Source organism: Streptococcus oralis (genome assembly GCF_003942875.1).
Taxonomy (GTDB): domain Bacteria; phylum Bacillota; class Bacilli; order Lactobacillales; family Streptococcaceae; genus Streptococcus; species Streptococcus oralis_BX.
In genome coordinates this window covers 41,794-60,205 of sequence record NZ_RMVK01000009.1, presented here as the reverse complement: position 1 = coordinate 60,205, position 18,412 = coordinate 41,794, and the positions used below count along the sequence as shown (strand labels likewise).

At 43.0% G+C, this 18,412-nt stretch carries 18 protein-coding genes and 1 other RNA gene; 17 read left to right on the top strand and 2 right to left on the bottom strand.

Annotated features, from left to right (window positions below):
• Positions 1-137 precede the first annotated feature (137 nt).
• Entirely contained in the window at positions 138-2,276 is a 2,139-nt protein-coding gene (gene pbp1a, locus D8844_RS09685; RefSeq protein ID WP_125423717.1) for a penicillin-binding protein PBP1A, read from the bottom strand.
• Positions 2,273-2,869 (bottom strand): Holliday junction resolvase RecU, encoded by a 597-nt coding sequence (recU, locus tag D8844_RS09680; RefSeq protein WP_049489795.1) that lies wholly within the window; start codon positions 2,867-2,869, stop codon positions 2,273-2,275. The genes pbp1a and recU overlap by 4 nt, the downstream gene beginning before the upstream one ends.
• A 66-nt stretch (positions 2,870-2,935) precedes the next feature.
• Here recU and D8844_RS09675 point away from each other — a divergent pair, with 66 nt between their 5' ends.
• The 17 genes from D8844_RS09675 to D8844_RS09595 all read left to right on the top strand — a co-directional run bounded on the left by D8844_RS09675 (position 2,936) and on the right by D8844_RS09595 (position 18,380).
• The gene (locus D8844_RS09675; RefSeq protein ID WP_000199580.1) at positions 2,936-3,463 is read left to right on the top strand and encodes an SLOG family protein; all 528 of its coding nucleotides are present in this window, start codon (positions 2,936-2,938) and stop codon (positions 3,461-3,463) included.
• A gap of 69 nt (positions 3,464-3,532) precedes the next feature.
• Positions 3,533-3,862: a cell division regulator GpsB gene (gpsB, locus tag D8844_RS09670; RefSeq protein WP_000146523.1), complete on the top strand. Its 330-nt coding sequence runs from the start codon at positions 3,533-3,535 to the stop codon at positions 3,860-3,862.
• 20 nt (positions 3,863-3,882) lie between these two features.
• An RNA gene (gene rnpB, locus D8844_RS09665) (RNase P RNA component class B) lies at positions 3,883-4,264 on the top strand.
• Positions 4,265-4,347: 83 nt separating this feature from the next.
• Positions 4,348-5,505 carry a THUMP domain-containing class I SAM-dependent RNA methyltransferase gene (locus D8844_RS09660; protein ID WP_000662899.1) on the top strand — a complete coding sequence of 386 codons (1,158 nt, stop codon included), beginning with the start codon at positions 4,348-4,350 and terminating at the stop codon, positions 5,503-5,505.
• A gap of 12 nt (positions 5,506-5,517) precedes the next feature.
• A complete protein-coding gene (mapZ, locus tag D8844_RS09655; RefSeq protein WP_000039246.1) occupies positions 5,518-6,963 on the top strand; it encodes a cell division site-positioning protein MapZ in 1,446 nt (481 codons plus the stop codon).
• A gap of 75 nt (positions 6,964-7,038) precedes the next feature.
• The gene (gene gnd / locus D8844_RS09650; RefSeq protein ID WP_061426757.1) at positions 7,039-8,463 is read left to right on the top strand and encodes an NADP-dependent phosphogluconate dehydrogenase; all 1,425 of its coding nucleotides are present in this window, start codon (positions 7,039-7,041) and stop codon (positions 8,461-8,463) included.
• 11 nt (positions 8,464-8,474) lie between these two features.
• A complete protein-coding gene (locus D8844_RS09645; protein ID WP_061426759.1) occupies positions 8,475-9,164 on the top strand; it encodes a response regulator transcription factor in 690 nt (229 codons plus the stop codon).
• A gap of 99 nt (positions 9,165-9,263) precedes the next feature.
• On the top strand, positions 9,264-10,274 hold the full coding sequence (cbpJ, locus tag D8844_RS09640) for a choline-binding protein CbpJ (protein ID WP_125423714.1): 1,011 nt from the start codon (positions 9,264-9,266) through the stop codon (positions 10,272-10,274).
• A gap of 17 nt (positions 10,275-10,291) precedes the next feature.
• Positions 10,292-11,311, top strand: coding sequence for a choline-binding protein CbpC (gene cbpC, locus D8844_RS09635; protein ID WP_125423711.1), 1,020 nt, complete (start codon positions 10,292-10,294; stop codon positions 11,309-11,311).
• Between the two features lie 117 nt (positions 11,312-11,428).
• The gene (gene mvk, locus D8844_RS09630) at positions 11,429-12,307 is read left to right on the top strand and encodes a mevalonate kinase (protein ID WP_125423708.1); all 879 of its coding nucleotides are present in this window, start codon (positions 11,429-11,431) and stop codon (positions 12,305-12,307) included.
• The gene (gene mvaD, locus D8844_RS09625; RefSeq protein ID WP_125423705.1) at positions 12,289-13,242 is read left to right on the top strand and encodes a diphosphomevalonate decarboxylase; all 954 of its coding nucleotides are present in this window, start codon (positions 12,289-12,291) and stop codon (positions 13,240-13,242) included. Before mvk ends, mvaD begins: the two co-directional genes overlap by 19 nt.
• Positions 13,229-14,236 (top strand): phosphomevalonate kinase, encoded by a 1,008-nt coding sequence (locus D8844_RS09620; protein WP_125423702.1) that lies wholly within the window; start codon positions 13,229-13,231, stop codon positions 14,234-14,236. The genes mvaD and D8844_RS09620 overlap by 14 nt, the downstream gene beginning before the upstream one ends.
• Positions 14,220-15,221: a type 2 isopentenyl-diphosphate Delta-isomerase gene (gene fni, locus D8844_RS09615; protein ID WP_125423699.1), complete on the top strand. Its 1,002-nt coding sequence runs from the start codon at positions 14,220-14,222 to the stop codon at positions 15,219-15,221. Before D8844_RS09620 ends, fni begins: the two co-directional genes overlap by 17 nt.
• Before the next feature lie 166 nt (positions 15,222-15,387).
• A complete protein-coding gene (gene liaF, locus D8844_RS09610) occupies positions 15,388-16,086 on the top strand; it encodes a cell wall-active antibiotics response protein LiaF (protein WP_125423696.1) in 699 nt (232 codons plus the stop codon).
• Positions 16,083-17,081, top strand: a complete 999-nt coding sequence (locus D8844_RS09605) for an envelope stress sensor histidine kinase LiaS (protein ID WP_125423693.1) — start codon at positions 16,083-16,085, stop codon at positions 17,079-17,081. Before liaF ends, D8844_RS09605 begins: the two co-directional genes overlap by 4 nt.
• Positions 17,082-17,090: 9 nt before the next feature.
• On the top strand, positions 17,091-17,723 hold the full coding sequence (locus D8844_RS09600; RefSeq protein ID WP_125423690.1) for a response regulator transcription factor: 633 nt from the start codon (positions 17,091-17,093) through the stop codon (positions 17,721-17,723).
• Complete coding sequence (locus tag D8844_RS09595; RefSeq protein ID WP_125423687.1) at positions 17,724-18,380, top strand: DNA alkylation repair protein; 657 nt, start codon at positions 17,724-17,726, stop codon at positions 18,378-18,380. It abuts the gene before it with no gap.
• The last annotated feature ends 32 nt before the right edge of the window (positions 18,381-18,412 follow it).

The following is an 18,412-nucleotide window of genomic DNA, read 5'->3' as shown; positions in this document are numbered from 1 at the left end:
TTATAGTACAGAAAAAGCCTGAGAAGACATCTTCTCAGGCTTTTGTTAAGCACATAAATGCAATAGTGCTATGAAAAAATCACCCAGAAAAATCCGGGTGATAAATGTTATGGTTGTGCTGGTTGAGGATTCTGATTTTAGTTCTGGTTTTGTTGACCAGGCGTTGTATTTGGTTGCTGGTTATTGGTATTATTGTTTGCACTATTATTCGTGCTTGGAGTAGTTGAGCTTGACTGTGAAGTTGAACTTTCTGATGTCGAGCTCGAACTTTCTGGTGTTGGGGCCTGTTGCGGAGCAGGAGCAGTCCATGCAGAACGAGCACCGTTTTTAAAGACGAACTCACCACTTCGATAGAGGCCTTCTGGCATAGTCCAGTCGCCAGGGTTGTTATCCTCAGACAGATAAGTCATCATTGAACGGTAAACCTTAGCTGCAACATAGAAGCCATCACCAACGATAGGAGTAAGGCGGTTTGAGTAACCTGTCCATACAGCCATTGAATATTTGCGAGTATAACCAACAAACATTTCGTCTGGGGCTACATAACCAGTGTTTTTGATGTAGTTTTCAATTTCATCGTCTGTATAGTTTGATGTACCAGTCTTACCAGCTTGAGGTAGCCAAGGGAGATAAGCACCACGACCCGTTCCGTATGCCAAGACAGTCTTCATCATTTCTGTCATCATATAGGCGGTCGTCTCTTTCATGGCACGAGTACCAGGATCAGCGTATTCTTTTGAACTACCATCACTAAATACAATCTTGTTGATATACATTGGTTTATGGTAGATACCACCGTTAGCAAAAGCAGCGTAAGCAGCAGCCATTTTCTCACTACTTGCTCCGTACTTTTTGTTTGACTCAGTTGTATTACTTGAAATTGCGTTGGCATAGTGCATATCTGGATAGTCAATACCGATTCCATTTAGGAAGGTCTTGGCTCTATCCAAACCGACTTTGTTCAAGGTTTCTACAGCAGTAACGTTCCGTGATTGTTGGAGCGCATATTGGATGGTGATATTTCCAAAATAACTTCTATCCCAGTTGTAAACAGGGGTATCTGTTCCAGGATAGTTGTAAGGAACATCATGTACAATCGAAGCAGTTGAGTCGTAGATGTCATACTCTAAGGCAGGAGCATAGTCTGTGATTGGCTTCATGGTAGAACCCCAGTCACGGTTGGTTTCAACAGCTTGGTTGATTCCGAAGGAAACATTGCTTGATTGGTGACGAGAACCTAACTGAGCAATAACTTTCCCGTTTGTCACATCCACAATCGTTGAAGCTACTTGCATTTCATCATCAGGATAGTTGACATACTCGTCGGTATTGTAGATATCCCAGAGATGTTGTTGAACTTTAGGATCAACGTTGGTGTAGACGTCCATACCAGTCGTTAAGAGGTTGTAGCCTGTTTCTTGTTCGACTTGATCAATTACCTCTTTGAGATAGTTGTCCATGTATGGAGGATAACTATTAGCCGATTTTAGACTTTGAAGTCCATCTGTAATCGGAGTATTAATCGCTTTTTCATATTGCTCAGCTGAAATGTAACCTTGCCCCTTCATCTCAGAGAGGACGAGATTACGACGTTCTTGAGCAGCTTCTGGATGCGAGTAAGGGTCATACTGGTTTGGAGCTTGAGGCATACCAGCAAGGAGAGCTAATTGAGGAATGCTTAAATCTTTGAGATCCTTGCCATAGTAACTTTGGGCAGCTGTCTGCATTCCGTAGTTACCGTTTGACATGTAAACCTTGTTGATGTAGTAGGTCAAGATCTCTTGCTTAGTCGCTTTTTGTTCTAGCTGAACGGCTAACCAAGCTTCCTGGGCCTTACGAGAAAGGGTTTGATCAGAAGTTGACGTAGAGAAGTAAGTTAATTTAATCAACTGCTGTGTCAAGGTTGAAGCTCCTTGCAGACCTCCACCACCACGAAGGTTTCGGAGGGTAGCACCTAGGATACGGATAGTATCGATTCCTCGGTGATTAAAGAAGCGATGGTCCTCAATCGAAACAATAGCGTTGACCAAATCGGTCGGTATTTCGTTTGCTTGGGCATTGACCCGACGTTCCGATCCAAGATCAGCGATAAGCTCGTCATTGCTATCATAGATCTTACTTGACGTTGTAGCAACTAGTTTACTTTCAGAAAGTTCGGGAGCCTTGCTAACATAGTAGAGGAAGAGACCTCCACCAAGCATTACAGCTGCGATAAATACAGTTAAGAGACTGATGCTGACATACTTAGCTATTCGCAGAAAAGTTTGTTTGTTCATCTTGTTTTACCACCTAGTAAATGTTCTTTGATAATGTCGAGGTAGGGAATTTGAGGAAAAGCACCAGGCTCAATCCTATATCCATTTTCTCGAATATATCCAAGTGGCATTGACTTCTGTCCCTTATCTAGATGATAGAAACGGATGAGGTCAATAGCCGGCAATAAGTAGGTTTCTTGCTGAGAAGAAAAGTGAAGGAGTACAAAGCAGATTCCTTGCTGGGCAAGGACTTGTTCCATATGCTGGATCTGATGAAGATGAAAATTCTTCATCGGAATCGCATGTTTTTGCCTGGTTTCCTTTGCTTCAAAGTCGATGTAGTATCCATCATAAACCCCTGAATAGTCAGTAGTTGAGGCTTGTCTAAAGTAGGCTTCAACAATCTTTGCACGACTTCGTTGGGGATAGTCGACACGTACGATTTGGATGGGAGTCGGTTTCTTGTGAATAACAGCTAACCCATGCGACAAATAGTAGTCGTTCGTAGCATTGATCATCTTTTCAAAAGACATTCCCCGATTTGCGAAATTTTTAGTTTGTGACAGGGGTGCTTGTCTCTTTTGAGATGAAATTTTATGTGGATAGTTGACCATAATTCTCCTTATTGGTACAATAACATCACTCTATTATATCATAAATTTACAAAGAAAGGGTTAAAAATGACATCAGCCTTGATTTTAGGCTATTCAGCCTTCGACCTTGGCCTCTTTAACGACAAGGATATTCGCGTTGATATTATCAAAACAGCCATTCGGAGAGACCTGGAACGTCTAGCAGAGGATGGGGTGACCTGGCTTGTCTTTACAGGGACTTTGGGCTTTGAGTACTGGGCGCTTCAGGTAGCGAAAGACATGAAAGCAGACTATGGATTTCAGCTGGCGACCATTTTTGATTTTGAAACCCATGGCAGTAATTGGAATGAAGCAAATCAAGCGAAATTGAGTGAGTTCAAGCTAGTTGATTTTGTCAAATACGCCTATCCACAATATGAGCACAAGGGACAATTACGCGATTATCAGAAATTTCTGCTGGAAAATACAGATACTTGTTACCTTTTTTACGACGAAGAAAACGAAACCAAGTTACGATATTTTTACCAAATGATGAAAAATCAAGCGGACTATGTTACAAGAAGATTAACATTTGAGGACTTGAATGAAATAGTAGAAAATTTTTCTGAAAAGTAAGCCTTTGACCTTGATTTTTACTTGTCTTTTTTTATATAATAATACTAGCAACCCAGAATGGAGAGAGACATGGCAAGTATTATATTTTCAGCGAAAGATATTTTTGAACAAGAATTTGGACGTGAAGTACGTGGATACAGCAAAGCAGAGGTAGATGAATTCCTAGACGATGTGATTAAGGATTATGAAACCTACGCAGCTTTGGTCAAATCCCTTCGTCAAGAGATTGCTGATTTGAAGGAAGAATTATCTCATAAACCACAGGTAGCGCCAACTCAACCAGATTCTATTGAAGTAACAGCTTCTACTTCAATGACAAACTTTGATATTTTGAAACGCTTAAATCGTCTCGAAAAAGAAGTATTTGGTAAGCAAATCTTAGACAACCAAGATTTATAATTGACTAAGGAATGAGTGCAATTTTTGGATAATCGCGTGAAGAGTTTCTCTTTTCATGAGGAAAGTCCATGCTAGCACAGGCTGTGATGCCTGTAGTGTTTGTGCTAGGCGAATCCATAAGCCTAGGGACGAGAAATCGTTACGGCAGTCGAAATGGCTAAGTCTTCGGATAGGTCAGAATAGGCTTGAAAGTGCCACAGTGACGGAGTCTTTCTGGAAACAGAGAGAGTGGAACGCGGTAAACCCCTCAAGCTAGCAACCCAAATTTTGGTCGGGGCATGGAGTGCACGGAAACGAACGTAGTACTCTGACTGCTAGCAGATTTATGCTGTTAGCGGTAGACAGATGATTATCGAAGGAAGTGGTCCTAGTCACTTCTGGAACAAAACATGGCTTATAGAAAATTGCATATAGGTTGGGGCTGAGAAATCTTTCTCAACCTCATTTTTTAAAGTGAACAAGAGAAAGGTCTTGCAAGACTAGAAATGAAAGAACAATTTAATATAATCGCAACTGCTGCGGCGGGTCTTGAGGCTGTCGTTGGACGTGAGGTGCGAGACCTTGGTTATGATTGCCAGGTTGAAAATGGGCGTGTCCGCTTTCAAGGAGATGTGAAGGCAATCATCGAGACCAATCTTTGGCTTCGTGCAGCGGATCGCATCAAGATTGTAGTCGGAAGTTTTCCTGCTAAGACTTTTGAAGAGCTTTTTCAAGGTGTTTTTGCTCTAGATTGGGAAAACTATCTCCCGCTAGGAGCACGTTTCCCGATATCAAAGGCAAAATGTGTGAAGTCTAAACTCCACAACGAGCCTAGTGTTCAGGCTATTTCCAAGAAGGCTGTTGTGAAGAAATTACAAAAACACTATGCCCGCCCAGAAGGAGTTCCCTTGATGGAGACTGGTCCCGAGTTTAAGATCGAGGTATCTATCCTGAAAGATGTGGCAACTGTCATGATTGACACGACAGGATCCAGTCTCTTTAAACGTGGTTATCGTACGGAAAAGGGTGGAGCGCCAATCAAGGAAAATATGGCGGCGGCCATTTTACAACTATCTAATTGGTATCCAGACAAGCCCTTGATTGATCCGACCTGTGGTTCAGGAACTTTCTGTATCGAGGCGGCTATGATTGCTAGAAAGATGGCTCCAGGACTTCGCCGTTCCTTTGCTTTTGAAGAATGGAACTGGGTCAGCGATCGGCTAATCCAGGAGGTTCGCACAGAGGCGGCTAAGAAAATGGATCGTGAACTTGAGCTGGACATTATGGGCTGTGATATCGATGCTCGCATGGTGGAAATTGCCAAGGCAAATGCTCAAGCAGCAGGTGTCGCAGGTGATATCACCTTTAAGCAAATGAGGGTGCAGGACTTACGCACAGACAAGATTAATGGCGTTATCATTTCCAATCCACCATATGGGGAACGTTTGTCTGATGATGCAGGAGTTACCAAGCTCTATGCTGAGATGGGACAGGTCTTTGCACCACTGAAAACGTGGAGTAAGTTTATCCTGACAAGTGACGAAGCTTTTGAAAGTAAGTACGGAAGTCCAGCTGATAAAAAACGAAAACTCTATAATGGGACCTTAAAAGTGGATTTGTATCAATACTTTGGTCAGCGTGTCAAACGCCAAGAGGTAAAATAGAAAGGTGAACTCATGAGTAAGAAAAGACGTGATCGTCATAAAAAAGGACATCAAGAACCACAATTCGACTTTGACGAAGCAAAAGACTTGACTGTTGGTCAAGTCATTCGTAAGAATGAAGAGGTGGAGGCTGGAGTATTGCCTGAGGACAGTATCTTAGACAAATACATCAAACAACACCGTGAAGAGATTGAAGCTGACAAGTTTGAAACTCGTCAGTTTAAAAAAGAAGAACTGACTTCTACTCAAAACCTAGAGGAAATGATCCAAGAAGTTCGTGAATCAAGTGAATCTTCTGATCAGGTAGACGATTCAGACCTGGTTGCTGAGGAATCTATTGAAGAGATAGAAAATGAAGAGACTACTCAGTTTGTTCCACCACTTCAAGATGAAGAAAATGCTGAAATAGAGCCTCTCGTTTTAACAGAAACAGAGCCCAAGCAAATAAATGAGGAACAAGAAGAGGAGACCTATACACCTCTATCACGTTCGGCTCAAACAGAACCTGAAACAGGCTCTAAGAAGAAAGGTGTCATCATCATTGCTTCGGTAGTAGCTGCAATCCTTGTGCTTGCTGGAACATATTATGTCTACCGTCAAGTATCTCGTTCAAACCAAGAAATCCAGTCTTCTCAATCAGCCTCTTCGGATGATCAAGGGACACAAACAGCTTTGAAAGACTTCAATGATCTCTATGATACTTTCTATACAGATGCTAATAAGACTGCTCTGAAAAACAGCCAGTTTGATAAATTGAGCCAACTGAAAACCTTGCTAGATAAGTTAGAAGGTAGCCGTGATTATACACTAGCTAAGTCAAGATATGATAGCCTAGCAACTCAAATCAAGGCCATTCAAGATGTTAATGCCCTCTTTGAAAGCCCAGCTATTACGGACGGTGTCTTGGATACCAATGCGAAAGCCAAAGCGGACGCTAAATTTACAGAAATTAAGACAGGCAACACAGAACTAGACAAACTCTTGGATAAGGCCATTAGTCTTGGCAAGAGCCAACAAACCAGTGCTTCCAGCTCAAGTTCAAGCTCTAGCACGAGTCAAGCAAGCTCAAGTTCAGCTACAGAAAGCAATGCAAGCGGTACGACACCTTCAACCAGCACTACGGCACCAGCTAGAGACACAAATGGTGGTTTGTCTGGCGATGGGGTTAATCTTCAAAGAAGTGCTAGTCGTGTACCGTACAACCAATCAGCTGTAGATGATAGCAACAACCCTGCTTGGACCTTTGCGGATGGTGTATTGGAACAAGTCCTAGCAACATCACGTGCTCGTGGCTATATCACTGGGAATCAATATATCCTAGAACGTGTCAATATCGTAAACGGAAATGGTTATTACAACCTCTATAAACCAGATGGAACCTATCTCTTCACCCTCAACTGTAAGACAGGTTACTTTGTAGGGAATGGTTCTGGTCATGCAGATGACTTGGACTACTAGGACTCCGTTACAAAATTCTTTCCTTTCATAGGTAAAAATGATAAAATAAAACATATTAAACAAGAGGAGTGTCACATGACAAAAGCTAACTTTGGTGTCGTTGGTATGGCCGTAATGGGTCGTAACCTTGCCCTAAATATCGAATCTCGTGGTTATACAGTTGCCATTTACAACCGTAGTAAAGAAAAAACAGAAGACGTAATTGCTTGCCATCCTGAAAAGAACTTTGTGCCAAGCTATGACGTGGAAAGCTTTGTAAACTCAATCGAAAAACCTCGTCGTATCATGCTGATGGTTCAAGCAGGACCTGGTACAGACGCAACTATCCAAGCTCTTCTTCCCCACCTTGACAAGGGTGATATCTTGATCGATGGAGGAAACACTTTCTACAAAGATACTATCCGTCGTAATGAAGAACTAGCAAACTCAGGGATCAACTTTATCGGTACAGGTGTTTCTGGTGGTGAAAAGGGTGCCCTTGAAGGTCCTTCTATCATGCCTGGTGGACAAAAAGAAGCCTACGAATTGGTAGCTGATGTTCTTGAAGAAATCTCTGCAAAAGCACCAGAAGATGGAAAACCATGTGTGACTTACATCGGTCCTGATGGAGCTGGTCACTATGTGAAGATGGTCCACAACGGTATCGAGTATGGTGATATGCAATTGATCGCAGAAAGCTATGACTTGATGCAACACTTGCTTGGCCTTTCTGCAGAAGACATGGCTGAAATCTTTACTGAGTGGAACAAGGGAGAGTTGGACAGCTACTTGATCGAAATCACAGCTGATATCTTGAGCCGTAAAGACGATGAAGGTCAAGATGGACCAATCGTAGACTACATCCTGGATGCTGCAGGAAACAAAGGAACTGGTAAATGGACTAGCCAATCAGCTCTTGACCTTGGTGTGCCATTGTCACTGATTACTGAGTCAGTATTTGCCCGCTACATCTCCACATACAAAGAAGAGCGTGTACATGCTAGCAAGGTCCTTCCAAAACCAGCTGATTTCAAATTTGAAGGTGACAAAGCTGAGTTGATCGAAAAGATCCGTCAAGCCCTTTACTTCTCAAAAATCATTTCATACGCACAAGGTTTTGCTCAATTGCGTGTAGCTTCTAAAGAAAACAACTGGAACTTGCCATTTGCGGACATCGCCTCTATCTGGCGTGATGGCTGTATCATCCGTTCTCGTTTCTTGCAAAAGATCACAGATGCCTACAACCGCGATGCTGATCTTGCTAACCTTCTCTTGGATGAGTACTTCTTGGATGTTACTGCCAAGTACCAACAAGCAGTGCGCGATATCGTAGCTCTTGCTGTTCAAGCTGGTGTACCAGTGCCAACTTTCTCAGCAGCTATTACTTACTTTGATAGCTACCGTTCAGCAGACCTTCCAGCTAACTTGATCCAAGCGCAACGTGACTACTTTGGTGCCCACACTTACCAACGTAAAGACAAAGAAGGAACATTCCACTACTCTTGGTATGACGAAAAATAAGTAGGTCTGCCATGGGGAAACGGATTTTATTACTTGAGAAAGAACGAAATCTCGCTCATTTTCTCAGTCTGGAACTCCAAAAAGAGCAATACCGTGTTGATCTGGTCGAGGAGGGGCAAAAAGCCCTCTCCATGGCTCTCCAGACAGATTATGACTTGATTTTACTGAATGCTCGTCTGGGGAATATGACGGCCCAGGATTTTGCAGAGAGGCTGAGTCGGACAAAACCTGCCTCAGTGATTATGGTCTTGGACCATCGCGAAGAATTGCAAGACCAGATTGAGACAATCCAGCGCTTCGCCGTTTCTTACATCTATAAGCCAGTGATTATTGATCAGCTGGTGGCTCGTATTTCAGCGATTTTCCGAGGTCGGGACTTTATCGACCAACACTGTAGTCAGATGAAGGTCCCAACGTCTTACCGCAATTTGCGTATGGATGTAGAACATCATACCGTTTATCGTGGCGAGGAGATGATTGCTCTGACGCGCCGTGAGTATGACCTTTTGGCCACTCTCATGGGAAGCAAGAAGGTCTTGACTCGTGAGCAGTTGTTGGAAAGTGTTTGGAAGTACGAAAGTGCGACAGAAACTAATATCGTGGATGTTTATATCCGTTATCTACGTAGCAAGCTTGATGTAAAAGGTCAAAAAAGCTACATTAAAACCGTGCGTGGTGTTGGGTACACCATGCAAGAATAGAAAAGCAGTTGCAGTTTTGTAACTGCTTTTTTTGAGAAGTTTCTATATATTGACATACAGAAACGTCTTTGCTACAATCAGTTATGGAGGATACGTCTAATGAAAATAGTAAAAAAAATGATGCAAATCGTATTAGCAGTCTTTTTCTTTGCTTTGTTAGCGACAAGCACCGTCTTTGCGGATGATACTGATTCAGAAGGCTGGCAATTTGTCCAAGAAAATGGTAGAACCTACTATAAAAAGGGGGACCTCAAAGAAACCTACTGGCGAGTGATTGATGGGAAGTACTATTATTTTGATCCTTTATCTGGAGAGATGGTTGTCGGCTGGCAGTATATACCTGCTCCACACAAAGGGGTTACGATTGGTCCTTACCCAAATGGTATCAGATTAGAAGGTTTTCCAAAGTCAGAGTGGTACTACTTTGACAAAAATGGAGTGCTACAAGAGTTTGTTGGTTGGAAAGCATTAGAAATTAAAACTAAAGACAGTGTTGGAAGAAAGTATGGTGAAAAACGTACAAATCCGGAAGATAAAGAAGAGAAGAGTTTTTACACGAACTATTACTTTAATCAAAATCATTCTTTAAAGACAGGTTGGCTTTATGACCAGTCTAATTGGTATTATTTAGCTAAAACGGAAATTAATGGAGAAAACTATATTGGTGGCGAAAGACGTGCAGGTTGGATAAACGATGGTTCAGCTTGGTACTATCTAGATCCAGAAACTGGTATCATGCAAACTGGTTGGAAGCAAATTGGCAATAAGTGGTACTACCTCCGTTCATCAGGAGCTATGACAACTGGCTGGTATCAGGAAGGCTCAACTTGGTACTATTTAGATGCTGAAAATGGCGATATGAAAACAGGTTGGCAATATCTTGGTAACAAGTGGTACTACCTTCGTTCATCAGGAGCCATGGCAACTGGTTGGGTGAAAGATGGTTCAACTTGGTACTACCTAAATGCAAGTAATGGAGATATGAAGACAGGTTGGACAAAAGTAAATGGAAACTGGTATTATCTCAATTCCTCTGGAGCAATGGTTACAGGTAGCCAAACTATCGATGGTAAAGTTTATAACTTTGCTTCATCTGGTGAGTGGATTTAATGTTGGAGGAGATACAAATGAAGCTTTTGAAAAAAATGATGCAAGTCGCACTAGCAATATTTTTCTTTGGTTTGCTAGCGACAAATACTGTATCTGCAGATACCACGGGTGGACAGTTTGTTGATAAGGATAATAGAAAATATTATGTAAAAGATGATCATAAAGCAATCTATTGGCATAAAATAGACGGTAAAACTTACTATTTTGGTGATAAAGGAGAAATGGTAGTTGGATGGCAATACTTAGAAATTCCTGGAACAGGTTATCGTGATAATTTATTAGATAACCAACCAATTAATGAAATTGGACTCCAACAAAAATGGTATTATTTTAGCTCAGATGGAGCTTTGCTAGAACAAACAGATAAACAAGTACTAGAGGCAAAAACATCTGAAAATACAGGAAAAGTATATGGTGAACAATATACTCCATCTCCTGAAAAGAGAACTTATTATTTTGATAATGGTTATGCTGTAAAGACAGGTTGGATTTATGAAGACGGTAATTGGTATTATTTAAATAAGCTAGGAAGTTCTGGTGATGATTCTTACTATCCACTACCAATTGGTGAAGTTGCTAAGGGTTGGACTCAAGATTTCCATGTTACTTTTGGTATTGATAGAAGCAAACCTGCTCCGTGGTACTACTTAGATCCAACAACTGGCATCATGCAAACAGGTTGGCAACATCTTGGTAATAAATGGTACTATCTCCGTTCATCAGGAGCCATGGCAACTGGTTGGTATCAGGAAGGCTCAACTTGGTACTATTTAGATGCTGAAAATGGTGATATGAAAACGGGCTGGCAATACCTTGGGAACAAGTGGTACTACCTCCGTTCATCAGGATCTATGGCGACTGGCTGGTATCAGGAAGGCTCGACTTGGTATTATCTAAACGCAAGTAATGGCGATATGAAGACAGGCTGGTTCCAGGTTAATGGCAAATGGTACTACGCTTATAGTTCAGGTGCCTTAGCAGTGAATACGACTGTAGAAGGCTATTCTGTCGACTATAATGGCGAATGGGTTCAATAATGAAAGAGGCGATTGTGAAGGAAACAATCGCTTTTTTTGTGAAAATATAATAAAATAGATAGGAGAAAATACTACTGTATGAAATGAGACGGTCTTTCCGTCTGGTTAAAGGAAAACATGACAAAAAAAGTTGGTGTCGGTCAGGCACATAGTAAGATTATTTTAATAGGAGAGCACGCTGTTGTATACGGCTATCCTGCTATTTCTCTGCCTCTCATAGAGGTGGAAGTGACTTGTAAGGTGGTCCCTGCTGAAAGCCCGTGGCGTCTTTATGAGGAGGATACCTTGTCCATGGCAGTTTATGCTTCGCTGGAGTATTTGGATATCAAAGAAGCCTGCATTCGATGTGTGATTGACTCGGCTATCCCTGAAAAACGGGGAATGGGTTCGTCAGCTGCTATCAGCATAGCAGCTATTCGTGCGGTATTTGACTACTACCAAGCCGACCTGCCTCATGATGTATTGGAAATCCTGGTCAATCGGGCTGAGATGATTGCCCATATGAATCCGAGTGGTTTGGATGCTAAGACCTGTCTCAGCGACAAGCCTATTCGCTTTATCAAGAACGTAGGATTTACAGAGCTTGAGATGGTTCTATCCGCCTATTTAGTCATTGCAGATACAGGCGTGTATGGTCACACTCGTGAAGCAATCCAAGTAGTTCAAAGTAAGGGCAAGGATGCCCTACCGTTTTTGCATGCCTTGGGAGAATTGACCCAGCAGGCAGAGGATGCGATTAGACGAAAAGATGCTGAAAGACTGGGACAAATCCTCAGTCAAGCGCATTTACATTTAAAAGAAATTGGTGTCAGCAGCCCTGAGGCAGACTCCCTCGTTGAAACGGCTCTGAGCCATCGTGCTCTAGGTTCCAAGATGAGTGGTGGTGGACTAGGAGGCTGTATTATCGCCTTGGTAGCCAATCTGGACCAAGCGCAAGAACTAGCAAAACGATTAGAAGAGAAAGGAGCTGTTCAGACATGGATCGAAAGCCTGTAACAGTACGTTCCTACGCAAATATTGCCATTATCAAATATTGGGGAAAGAAAAAAGAAAAAGAGATGGTTCCTGCGACCAGCAGTATTTCTTTGACTTTGGAAAATATGTACACAGAGACGACCTTGTCGCCTCTGCCAGCCCATGCGACGGCGGATGCCTTTTATATCAATGGTCAGCTTCAGAGTGAGACTGAGCATGCAAAGATGAGCAAAATCATCAACTGTTACCGTCCAGAAGGTGAGGGATTTGTCCGTATCGATACCCAAAACAACATGCCGACTGCGGCTGGCTTGTCATCCAGTTCTAGTGGTTTGTCCGCCTTGGTCAAGGCATGCAATGCTTATTTCCAGCTTGGATTGGATAGAAGTCAGTTGGCGCAGGAAGCTAAGTTTGCCTCAGGTTCTTCCTCCCGCAGTTTTTATGGACCGCTAGGTGCCTGGGACAAGGATAGTGGAGAGATTTACCCTGTAGAAACAGACTTGAAACTAGCTATGATTATGTTGGTGCTGGAGGATAAGAAAAAACCAATCTCTAGCCGTGATGGAATGAAACTCTGTGTGGAAACCTCGACGACCTTTGATGATTGGGTTCGCCAGTCTGAGAAGGATTATCAGGATATGCTGGTTTATCTCAAAGAGAATGATTTTGCTAAGGTTGGGGAATTAACGGAGAAAAATGCCCTAGCTATGCACGCTACGACCAAAACAGCATCGCCAGCCTTTTCTTATCTGACGGATGCAACTTATGAAGCGATGGACTTTGTCCGTCAACTTCGTGAGAAAGGAGAAGCCTGCTACTTTACTATGGATGCTGGTCCCAATGTCAAGGTCCTCTGTCAAGAAGAAGACTTGGAGCATTTGTCAGAAATCTTCGGTCAACGTTACCGCTTGATTGTGTCAAAAACAAAGGATTTGAGTCAAGATGATAGCTGTTAAAACTTGCGGGAAACTCTATTGGGCAGGTGAATATGCTATTCTAGAGCCAGGACAGTTAGCTTTGATAAAGGCCATCCCCATCTATATGAAGGCTGAGATTGCTTTTTCTGAGAACTATCGTATCTACTCAGACATGTTTGATTTCGCAGTGGACTTGACGCCAAATCCTGACTACAGCTTGATTCAAGAAACGATTGCTCTAGTGGAAGATTTCCTGGCTTATCGAGGTCAGGAGCTAAGACCTTTTTCTTTGGAAATCCGTGGTAAAATGGAACGAGAAGGCAAAAAGTTTGGTCTGGGTTCTAGTGGTAGCGTCGTTGTCTTGGTTATCAAGGCCCTGCTGGCTCTATATGATATTACGGTTGATCCGGAACTTTTGTTCAAGCTGGCTAGCGCGGTCTTGCTCAAGCGTGGCGACAATGGTTCTATGGGAGATCTTGCCTGTATTGTGGCAGAAGATTTGGTTCTCTACCAGTCTTTTGATCGAAAGAAGGTAGCTGCTTGGTTGGAAGAAGAAAGCTTGGCGACGGTTTTGGAGCGTGACTGGGGCTTTTCTATCTCACACGTACAACCTGCCCTAGAATGTGATTTCCTAGTGGGATGGACCAAGCAAGTGGCCGTATCGAGTCAAATGGTTCAGCAAATCAAGCAAAACATAGGCCAGAATTTTTTAAGTTCCTCAAAAGCAACGGTATCTGCTTTGGTAGAAGCCCTGGAGCAGGGGAATGCAGAAAAAATTATCGAGCAGCTAGAAAAAGCCAGTCAGCTTTTAGAAGGCTTGAGCCTAGATATATACACACCTTCGCTGAGACAGTTGAAAGAAGCCAGTCAAGATTTGCTGGCTGTTGCCAAAAGTAGTGGCGCTGGTGGTGGTGACTGTGGCATTGCCTTGAGTTTTGATGAGCAATCAACTGAAACCATAAAAAATCGCTGGGCCGATCTGGGGATTGAGCTCTTATACCAAGAAAGGATAGGACATGACGACAAATCGTAAGGATGAGCATATCCGCTATGCCCTTGAGCAGAAAAGTTCCTATAATAGCTTTGATGAGGTAGAGTTGATTCATTCTTCCCTGCCTCTTTATGACCTGGCTGAGATTGATTTGTCTACTGAGTTTGCTGGTCGAAAATGGGACTTTCCTTTTTATATCAATGCCATGACAGGTGGGAGCGAAAAGGGGAGAGAAATCAATCAAAAGCTGGCTCAGGTGGCAGAAGCCTGTGGGATTTTGTTTGTGACGGGTTCTTATAGTGCAGCCCTCAAGGATCCAACAGATGACTCTTTTTCTGTCAAATCTAGTCATCCAAAGCTCCTCCTTGGAACCAATATTGGCTTGGACAAGCCTTTTGAGTTAGGACTTCAGACTGTGCAAGAGATGAATCCTTTGCTTTTGCAAGTGCATGTCAATGTCATGCAGGAATTGCTCATGCCTGAGGGAGAAAGGAAGTTTAGAAACTGGCAATCGCATCTAGCAGATTACAGTCAGCGCATCCCTGTTCCTCTTGTTTTAAAAGAAGTCGGTTTTGGCATGGATGCCAAGACCATCGAGAGAGCCTATGAACTGGGTGTTCGAACCTTTGACCTGTCAGGTCGTGGTGGTACCAGTTTTGCCTATATCGAAAACCGTCGCAGTGGTCAGCGTGATTACCTCAATCAATGGGGGCAGTCCACCATGCAAGCCCTTCTCAATGCCCAAGGCTGGAAAGACAAGGTCGAACTTTTGGTCAGTGGAGGTGTTCGGAACCCACTTGATATGATTAAGTGCCTGGTCTTTGGAGCTAAGGCTGTAGGACTGTCGCGTACCGTTCTTGAGTTGATTGAAACCTACTCCGTCGAAGAGGTGATTGGCATTGTCCAAGGCTGGAAAGACGATCTGCGTTTGATCATGTGTGCCCTTAACTGTGCCACCATAGCTGATCTGCAAAAAGTAGACTATATACTTTATGGCAAACTAAAAGAAGCAAAAGATCAGATGTAGAGAGGTCGGGACAAGAATCCCGCCCTTTTTTGTAGCCTTGTGTCAACTGTGGTGAGTTGATGAAACCTAGCTTCTAAGAGCAATTTCTGTCCCATCGCCTTTTTCCATCCTCAGACCGAGGTGACTTTTTTGAATTGTGATAAAATAGAAGGGAGAGGATGCATCTATGAAAAAATTTCAAATCTTTTTATTTATTGAAGCCTGTCTGTTGACGGGAGCTCTGATTTTGATGGTATCAGAGCATTTTTCGCGTTTTCTGCTGATTCTATTCCTCTTTTTGCTCTTGCTCCGCTATTATACTGGTAAAGAGGGCAACAACGTTTTCCTCCTTGTGGCGACCATACTCTTCTTTTTCATCGTCATGCTTAATCCCTTTGTGATTTTAGCCATCTTTGTGGCAGTAATTTACAGTCTCTTTCTTCTTTATCCAATGATGAACCAAGAAAAAGAGGAGACGGACTTGGTATTTGAAGAGGTGGTGACGGTAAAAAATGAACGCAATCCTTGGTTTGGCAATCTCCACCATTTCTCTAGTCACCAGACCTGCCAGTTTGACGATATCAACCTCTTTCGCCTCATGGGTAAGGACACCATTCATCTAGAAAGAGTTATCCTAACCAATCATGACAATGTCATTATCCTTAGAAAGATGATCGGAACGACTAGGATTATCGTACCTGTAGATGTGGAAATCAGCCTCAGTGTTAACTGTCTTTATGGAGATCTTACTTTCCTTCATCAACCTAAGAGATCCCTCCGCAATGAACACTATCATCAGGAGACCAGAGACTATCTCAAGAGTAACAAGAGCGTCAAGATTTTCCTAACTACTATGGTTGGCGATGTGGAGGTGGTCAGAGGATGAAAAAGCAATCTTATCTGTTAATCGGCCTGACTTCACTCCTCTTTATTCTCTTTTTGGCTAATAGTCTGCTTGATATTCTAAATCTTGATTGGTCCTATTTGCTACAGGATATCGAGAAAACAGAGAAACTCATCTTCTTGATCTTGGTCTTTAGCCTTTCCATGACCTTCTTTTTTGTCCTCTTTTGGCGCGTGATGGAAGAAATTTCTCGCAGAAAAATGCAGGTTAATCTCAAACGCTTGTTAGCAGGAAAAGAGGTGGTTTCTTTTGCAGATCCCGACTTGGATGCCAGTTTCAAGTCCTTATCTGGCAAGCTCAATCTCTTGACAGAAGCTGTTCAAAAGGCCGAAAATCAAGGCCTGGTCAAGGAAGAAGCAATCATCGAGAAAGAACGGAAGCGGATAGCACGTGACCTGCACGATACAGTTAGTCAGGAGTTGTTTGCGGCCCATATGATTTTATCAGGTGTCAGCCAGCAGGCTTTGAAGCTGGATAGAGAAAAGATGCAGACCCAGTTGCAAAGTGTCGCAGCCATCCTCGAAACAGCCCAGAAAGATTTGCGGGTCTTGCTCCTACATTTGCGACCTGTTGAATTGGAAGAGAAGAGTTTGATTGAGGGGATTCAAATCCTCTTAAAAGAGCTTGAGGACAAGAGTGATCTCAAGGTTAGTCTCAAGCAAAACGTGTCTAAATTGCCTAAGAAAATCGAAGAACATATCTTTCGCATTTTGCAGGAATTGATCAGCAATACCCTTCGCCATGCCCAGGCATCTTGCCTAGATGTCTATCTCTATCAGACAGATGTTGAAGTGCAGCTGAAGGTGGTGGATAATGGGATTGGTTTCCAGTTAGGGAGTTTAGACGACTTGAGTTATGGGCTGCGAAATATCAAGGAGCGAGTCGAAGATATGGCAGGAACGGTTCAACTTTTGACAGCTCCAAAGCAAGGGCTGGCGGTTGATATCCGTATTCCCCTGTTAGATAAGGAATTATAAGGAGTAGAGATGAAAATTTTGCTGGTAGATGACCATGAAATGGTTCGATTGGGCTTGAAAAGCTATTTTGATCTCCAAGACGATGTGGAAGTTGTGGGCGAGGCTGCCAATGGGGCTCAAGGTATTGAGTTGGCCTTGAAACTGCGTCCAGATGTCACTGTCATGGATATCGTCATGCCTGAGATGAATGGGATTGACGCGACCTTAGCCATCCTCAAAGAATGGCCCGAAGCCAAGATTTTGATTGTGACCTCTTACTTGGACAATGAAAAAATCATGCCGGTCTTGAATGCGGGTGCCAAAGGTTATATGCTCAAGACTTCTAGTGCAGACGAACTGCTTCATGCTGTCCGCAAGGTGGCTGCTGGAGAGCTGGCCATTGAACAAGAGGTCAGCAAGAAGGTTGAATACCACCGTAATCATATGGAGCTTCATGAGGAGCTGACTGCGCGTGAGCGAGACGTACTTCAACTCATTGCCAAGGGCTACGAAAACCAGCGGATTGCAGATGAACTCTTTATCTCTCTCAAGACGGTCAAGACCCATGTGTCCAATATCCTTGCTAAACTTGAGGTCAGCGATCGCACCCAGGCGGCGGTCTATGCCTTCCAGCACCACTTGGTCGGGCAGGAGGACTTTTAGATGAGTCTTGCAGATTTACTTGAGGAGCTAGAAGCAGCAAAAGACCCTGAGAAAGCAGGCCCAATGGAAGCCTATATGCGCCATCAATTTCCCTTTTTAGGTATTGCAGGTCCTGAAAGAAATGCCCTCTATAAAAAGTATTTTCCAGAAGCGAAAAAAACAAGAGTTATTGACTGGGATTTTGTAGATATTTGCTGGGAAAAGGAACCTAGAGAATACCAATATGTGGGCGCCAACTATTTGAAAGCTATGCAGTTTTATCTAACGAAGGATGATTTGCCTAAGCTTGAGCGTCTAGTAGTGACCAAGTCCTGGTGGGACACAGTAGATATTCTAGATAGAGTAGTTGGGAGTTTGGTGGCTAACCATCCGAAACTTGAAGAAGTGATTTTAAAATGGAGCCTATCGGACAATATCTGGCTGAGACGAGTTGCTATTGACCACCAGTTGTTAAGAAAAGAGAAGACAAATGTCCAACTGATGGAAAAGGTCCTGCTCAACAATCTGGACCAGACAGAATTTTTTATCAACAAAGCCATCGGCTGGGCCCTAAGAGACTACTCCAAAACCAATCCGGAATGGGTAGCAAGCTTCATCGAAAAAAACAAGGAAAGAATGGCTGAACTCAGTATCAAGGAAGCAAGCAAGTACCTTTAGCATCATTGAAAAGCGCATTCATTACTTGAAAA

Coding starts and splice junctions, on each gene's coding strand:
- mvaD (WP_125423705.1), top strand. CDS start 12,289: ATGGATCGAAAGCCTGTAACAGTACGTTCCTACGCAAATATTGCCATT.
- gpsB (WP_000146523.1), top strand. CDS start 3,533: ATGGCAAGTATTATATTTTCAGCGAAAGATATTTTTGAACAAGAATTT.
- gnd (WP_061426757.1), top strand. CDS start 7,039: ATGACAAAAGCTAACTTTGGTGTCGTTGGTATGGCCGTAATGGGTCGT.
- recU (WP_049489795.1), bottom strand. CDS start 2,869: ATGGTCAACTATCCACATAAAATTTCATCTCAAAAGAGACAAGCACCC.
- cbpJ (WP_125423714.1), top strand. CDS start 9,264: ATGAAAATAGTAAAAAAAATGATGCAAATCGTATTAGCAGTCTTTTTC.
- D8844_RS09605 (WP_125423693.1), top strand. CDS start 16,083: ATGAAAAAGCAATCTTATCTGTTAATCGGCCTGACTTCACTCCTCTTT.
- D8844_RS09660 (WP_000662899.1), top strand. CDS start 4,348: ATGAAAGAACAATTTAATATAATCGCAACTGCTGCGGCGGGTCTTGAG.
- cbpC (WP_125423711.1), top strand. CDS start 10,292: ATGAAGCTTTTGAAAAAAATGATGCAAGTCGCACTAGCAATATTTTTC.
- fni (WP_125423699.1), top strand. CDS start 14,220: ATGACGACAAATCGTAAGGATGAGCATATCCGCTATGCCCTTGAGCAG.
- pbp1a (WP_125423717.1), bottom strand. CDS start 2,276: ATGAACAAACAAACTTTTCTGCGAATAGCTAAGTATGTCAGCATCAGT.
- liaF (WP_125423696.1), top strand. CDS start 15,388: ATGAAAAAATTTCAAATCTTTTTATTTATTGAAGCCTGTCTGTTGACG.
- mvk (WP_125423708.1), top strand. CDS start 11,429: ATGACAAAAAAAGTTGGTGTCGGTCAGGCACATAGTAAGATTATTTTA.
- mapZ (WP_000039246.1), top strand. CDS start 5,518: ATGAGTAAGAAAAGACGTGATCGTCATAAAAAAGGACATCAAGAACCA.
- D8844_RS09620 (WP_125423702.1), top strand. CDS start 13,229: ATGATAGCTGTTAAAACTTGCGGGAAACTCTATTGGGCAGGTGAATAT.
- D8844_RS09595 (WP_125423687.1), top strand. CDS start 17,724: ATGAGTCTTGCAGATTTACTTGAGGAGCTAGAAGCAGCAAAAGACCCT.
- D8844_RS09600 (WP_125423690.1), top strand. CDS start 17,091: ATGAAAATTTTGCTGGTAGATGACCATGAAATGGTTCGATTGGGCTTG.
- D8844_RS09675 (WP_000199580.1), top strand. CDS start 2,936: ATGACATCAGCCTTGATTTTAGGCTATTCAGCCTTCGACCTTGGCCTC.
- D8844_RS09645 (WP_061426759.1), top strand. CDS start 8,475: ATGGGGAAACGGATTTTATTACTTGAGAAAGAACGAAATCTCGCTCAT.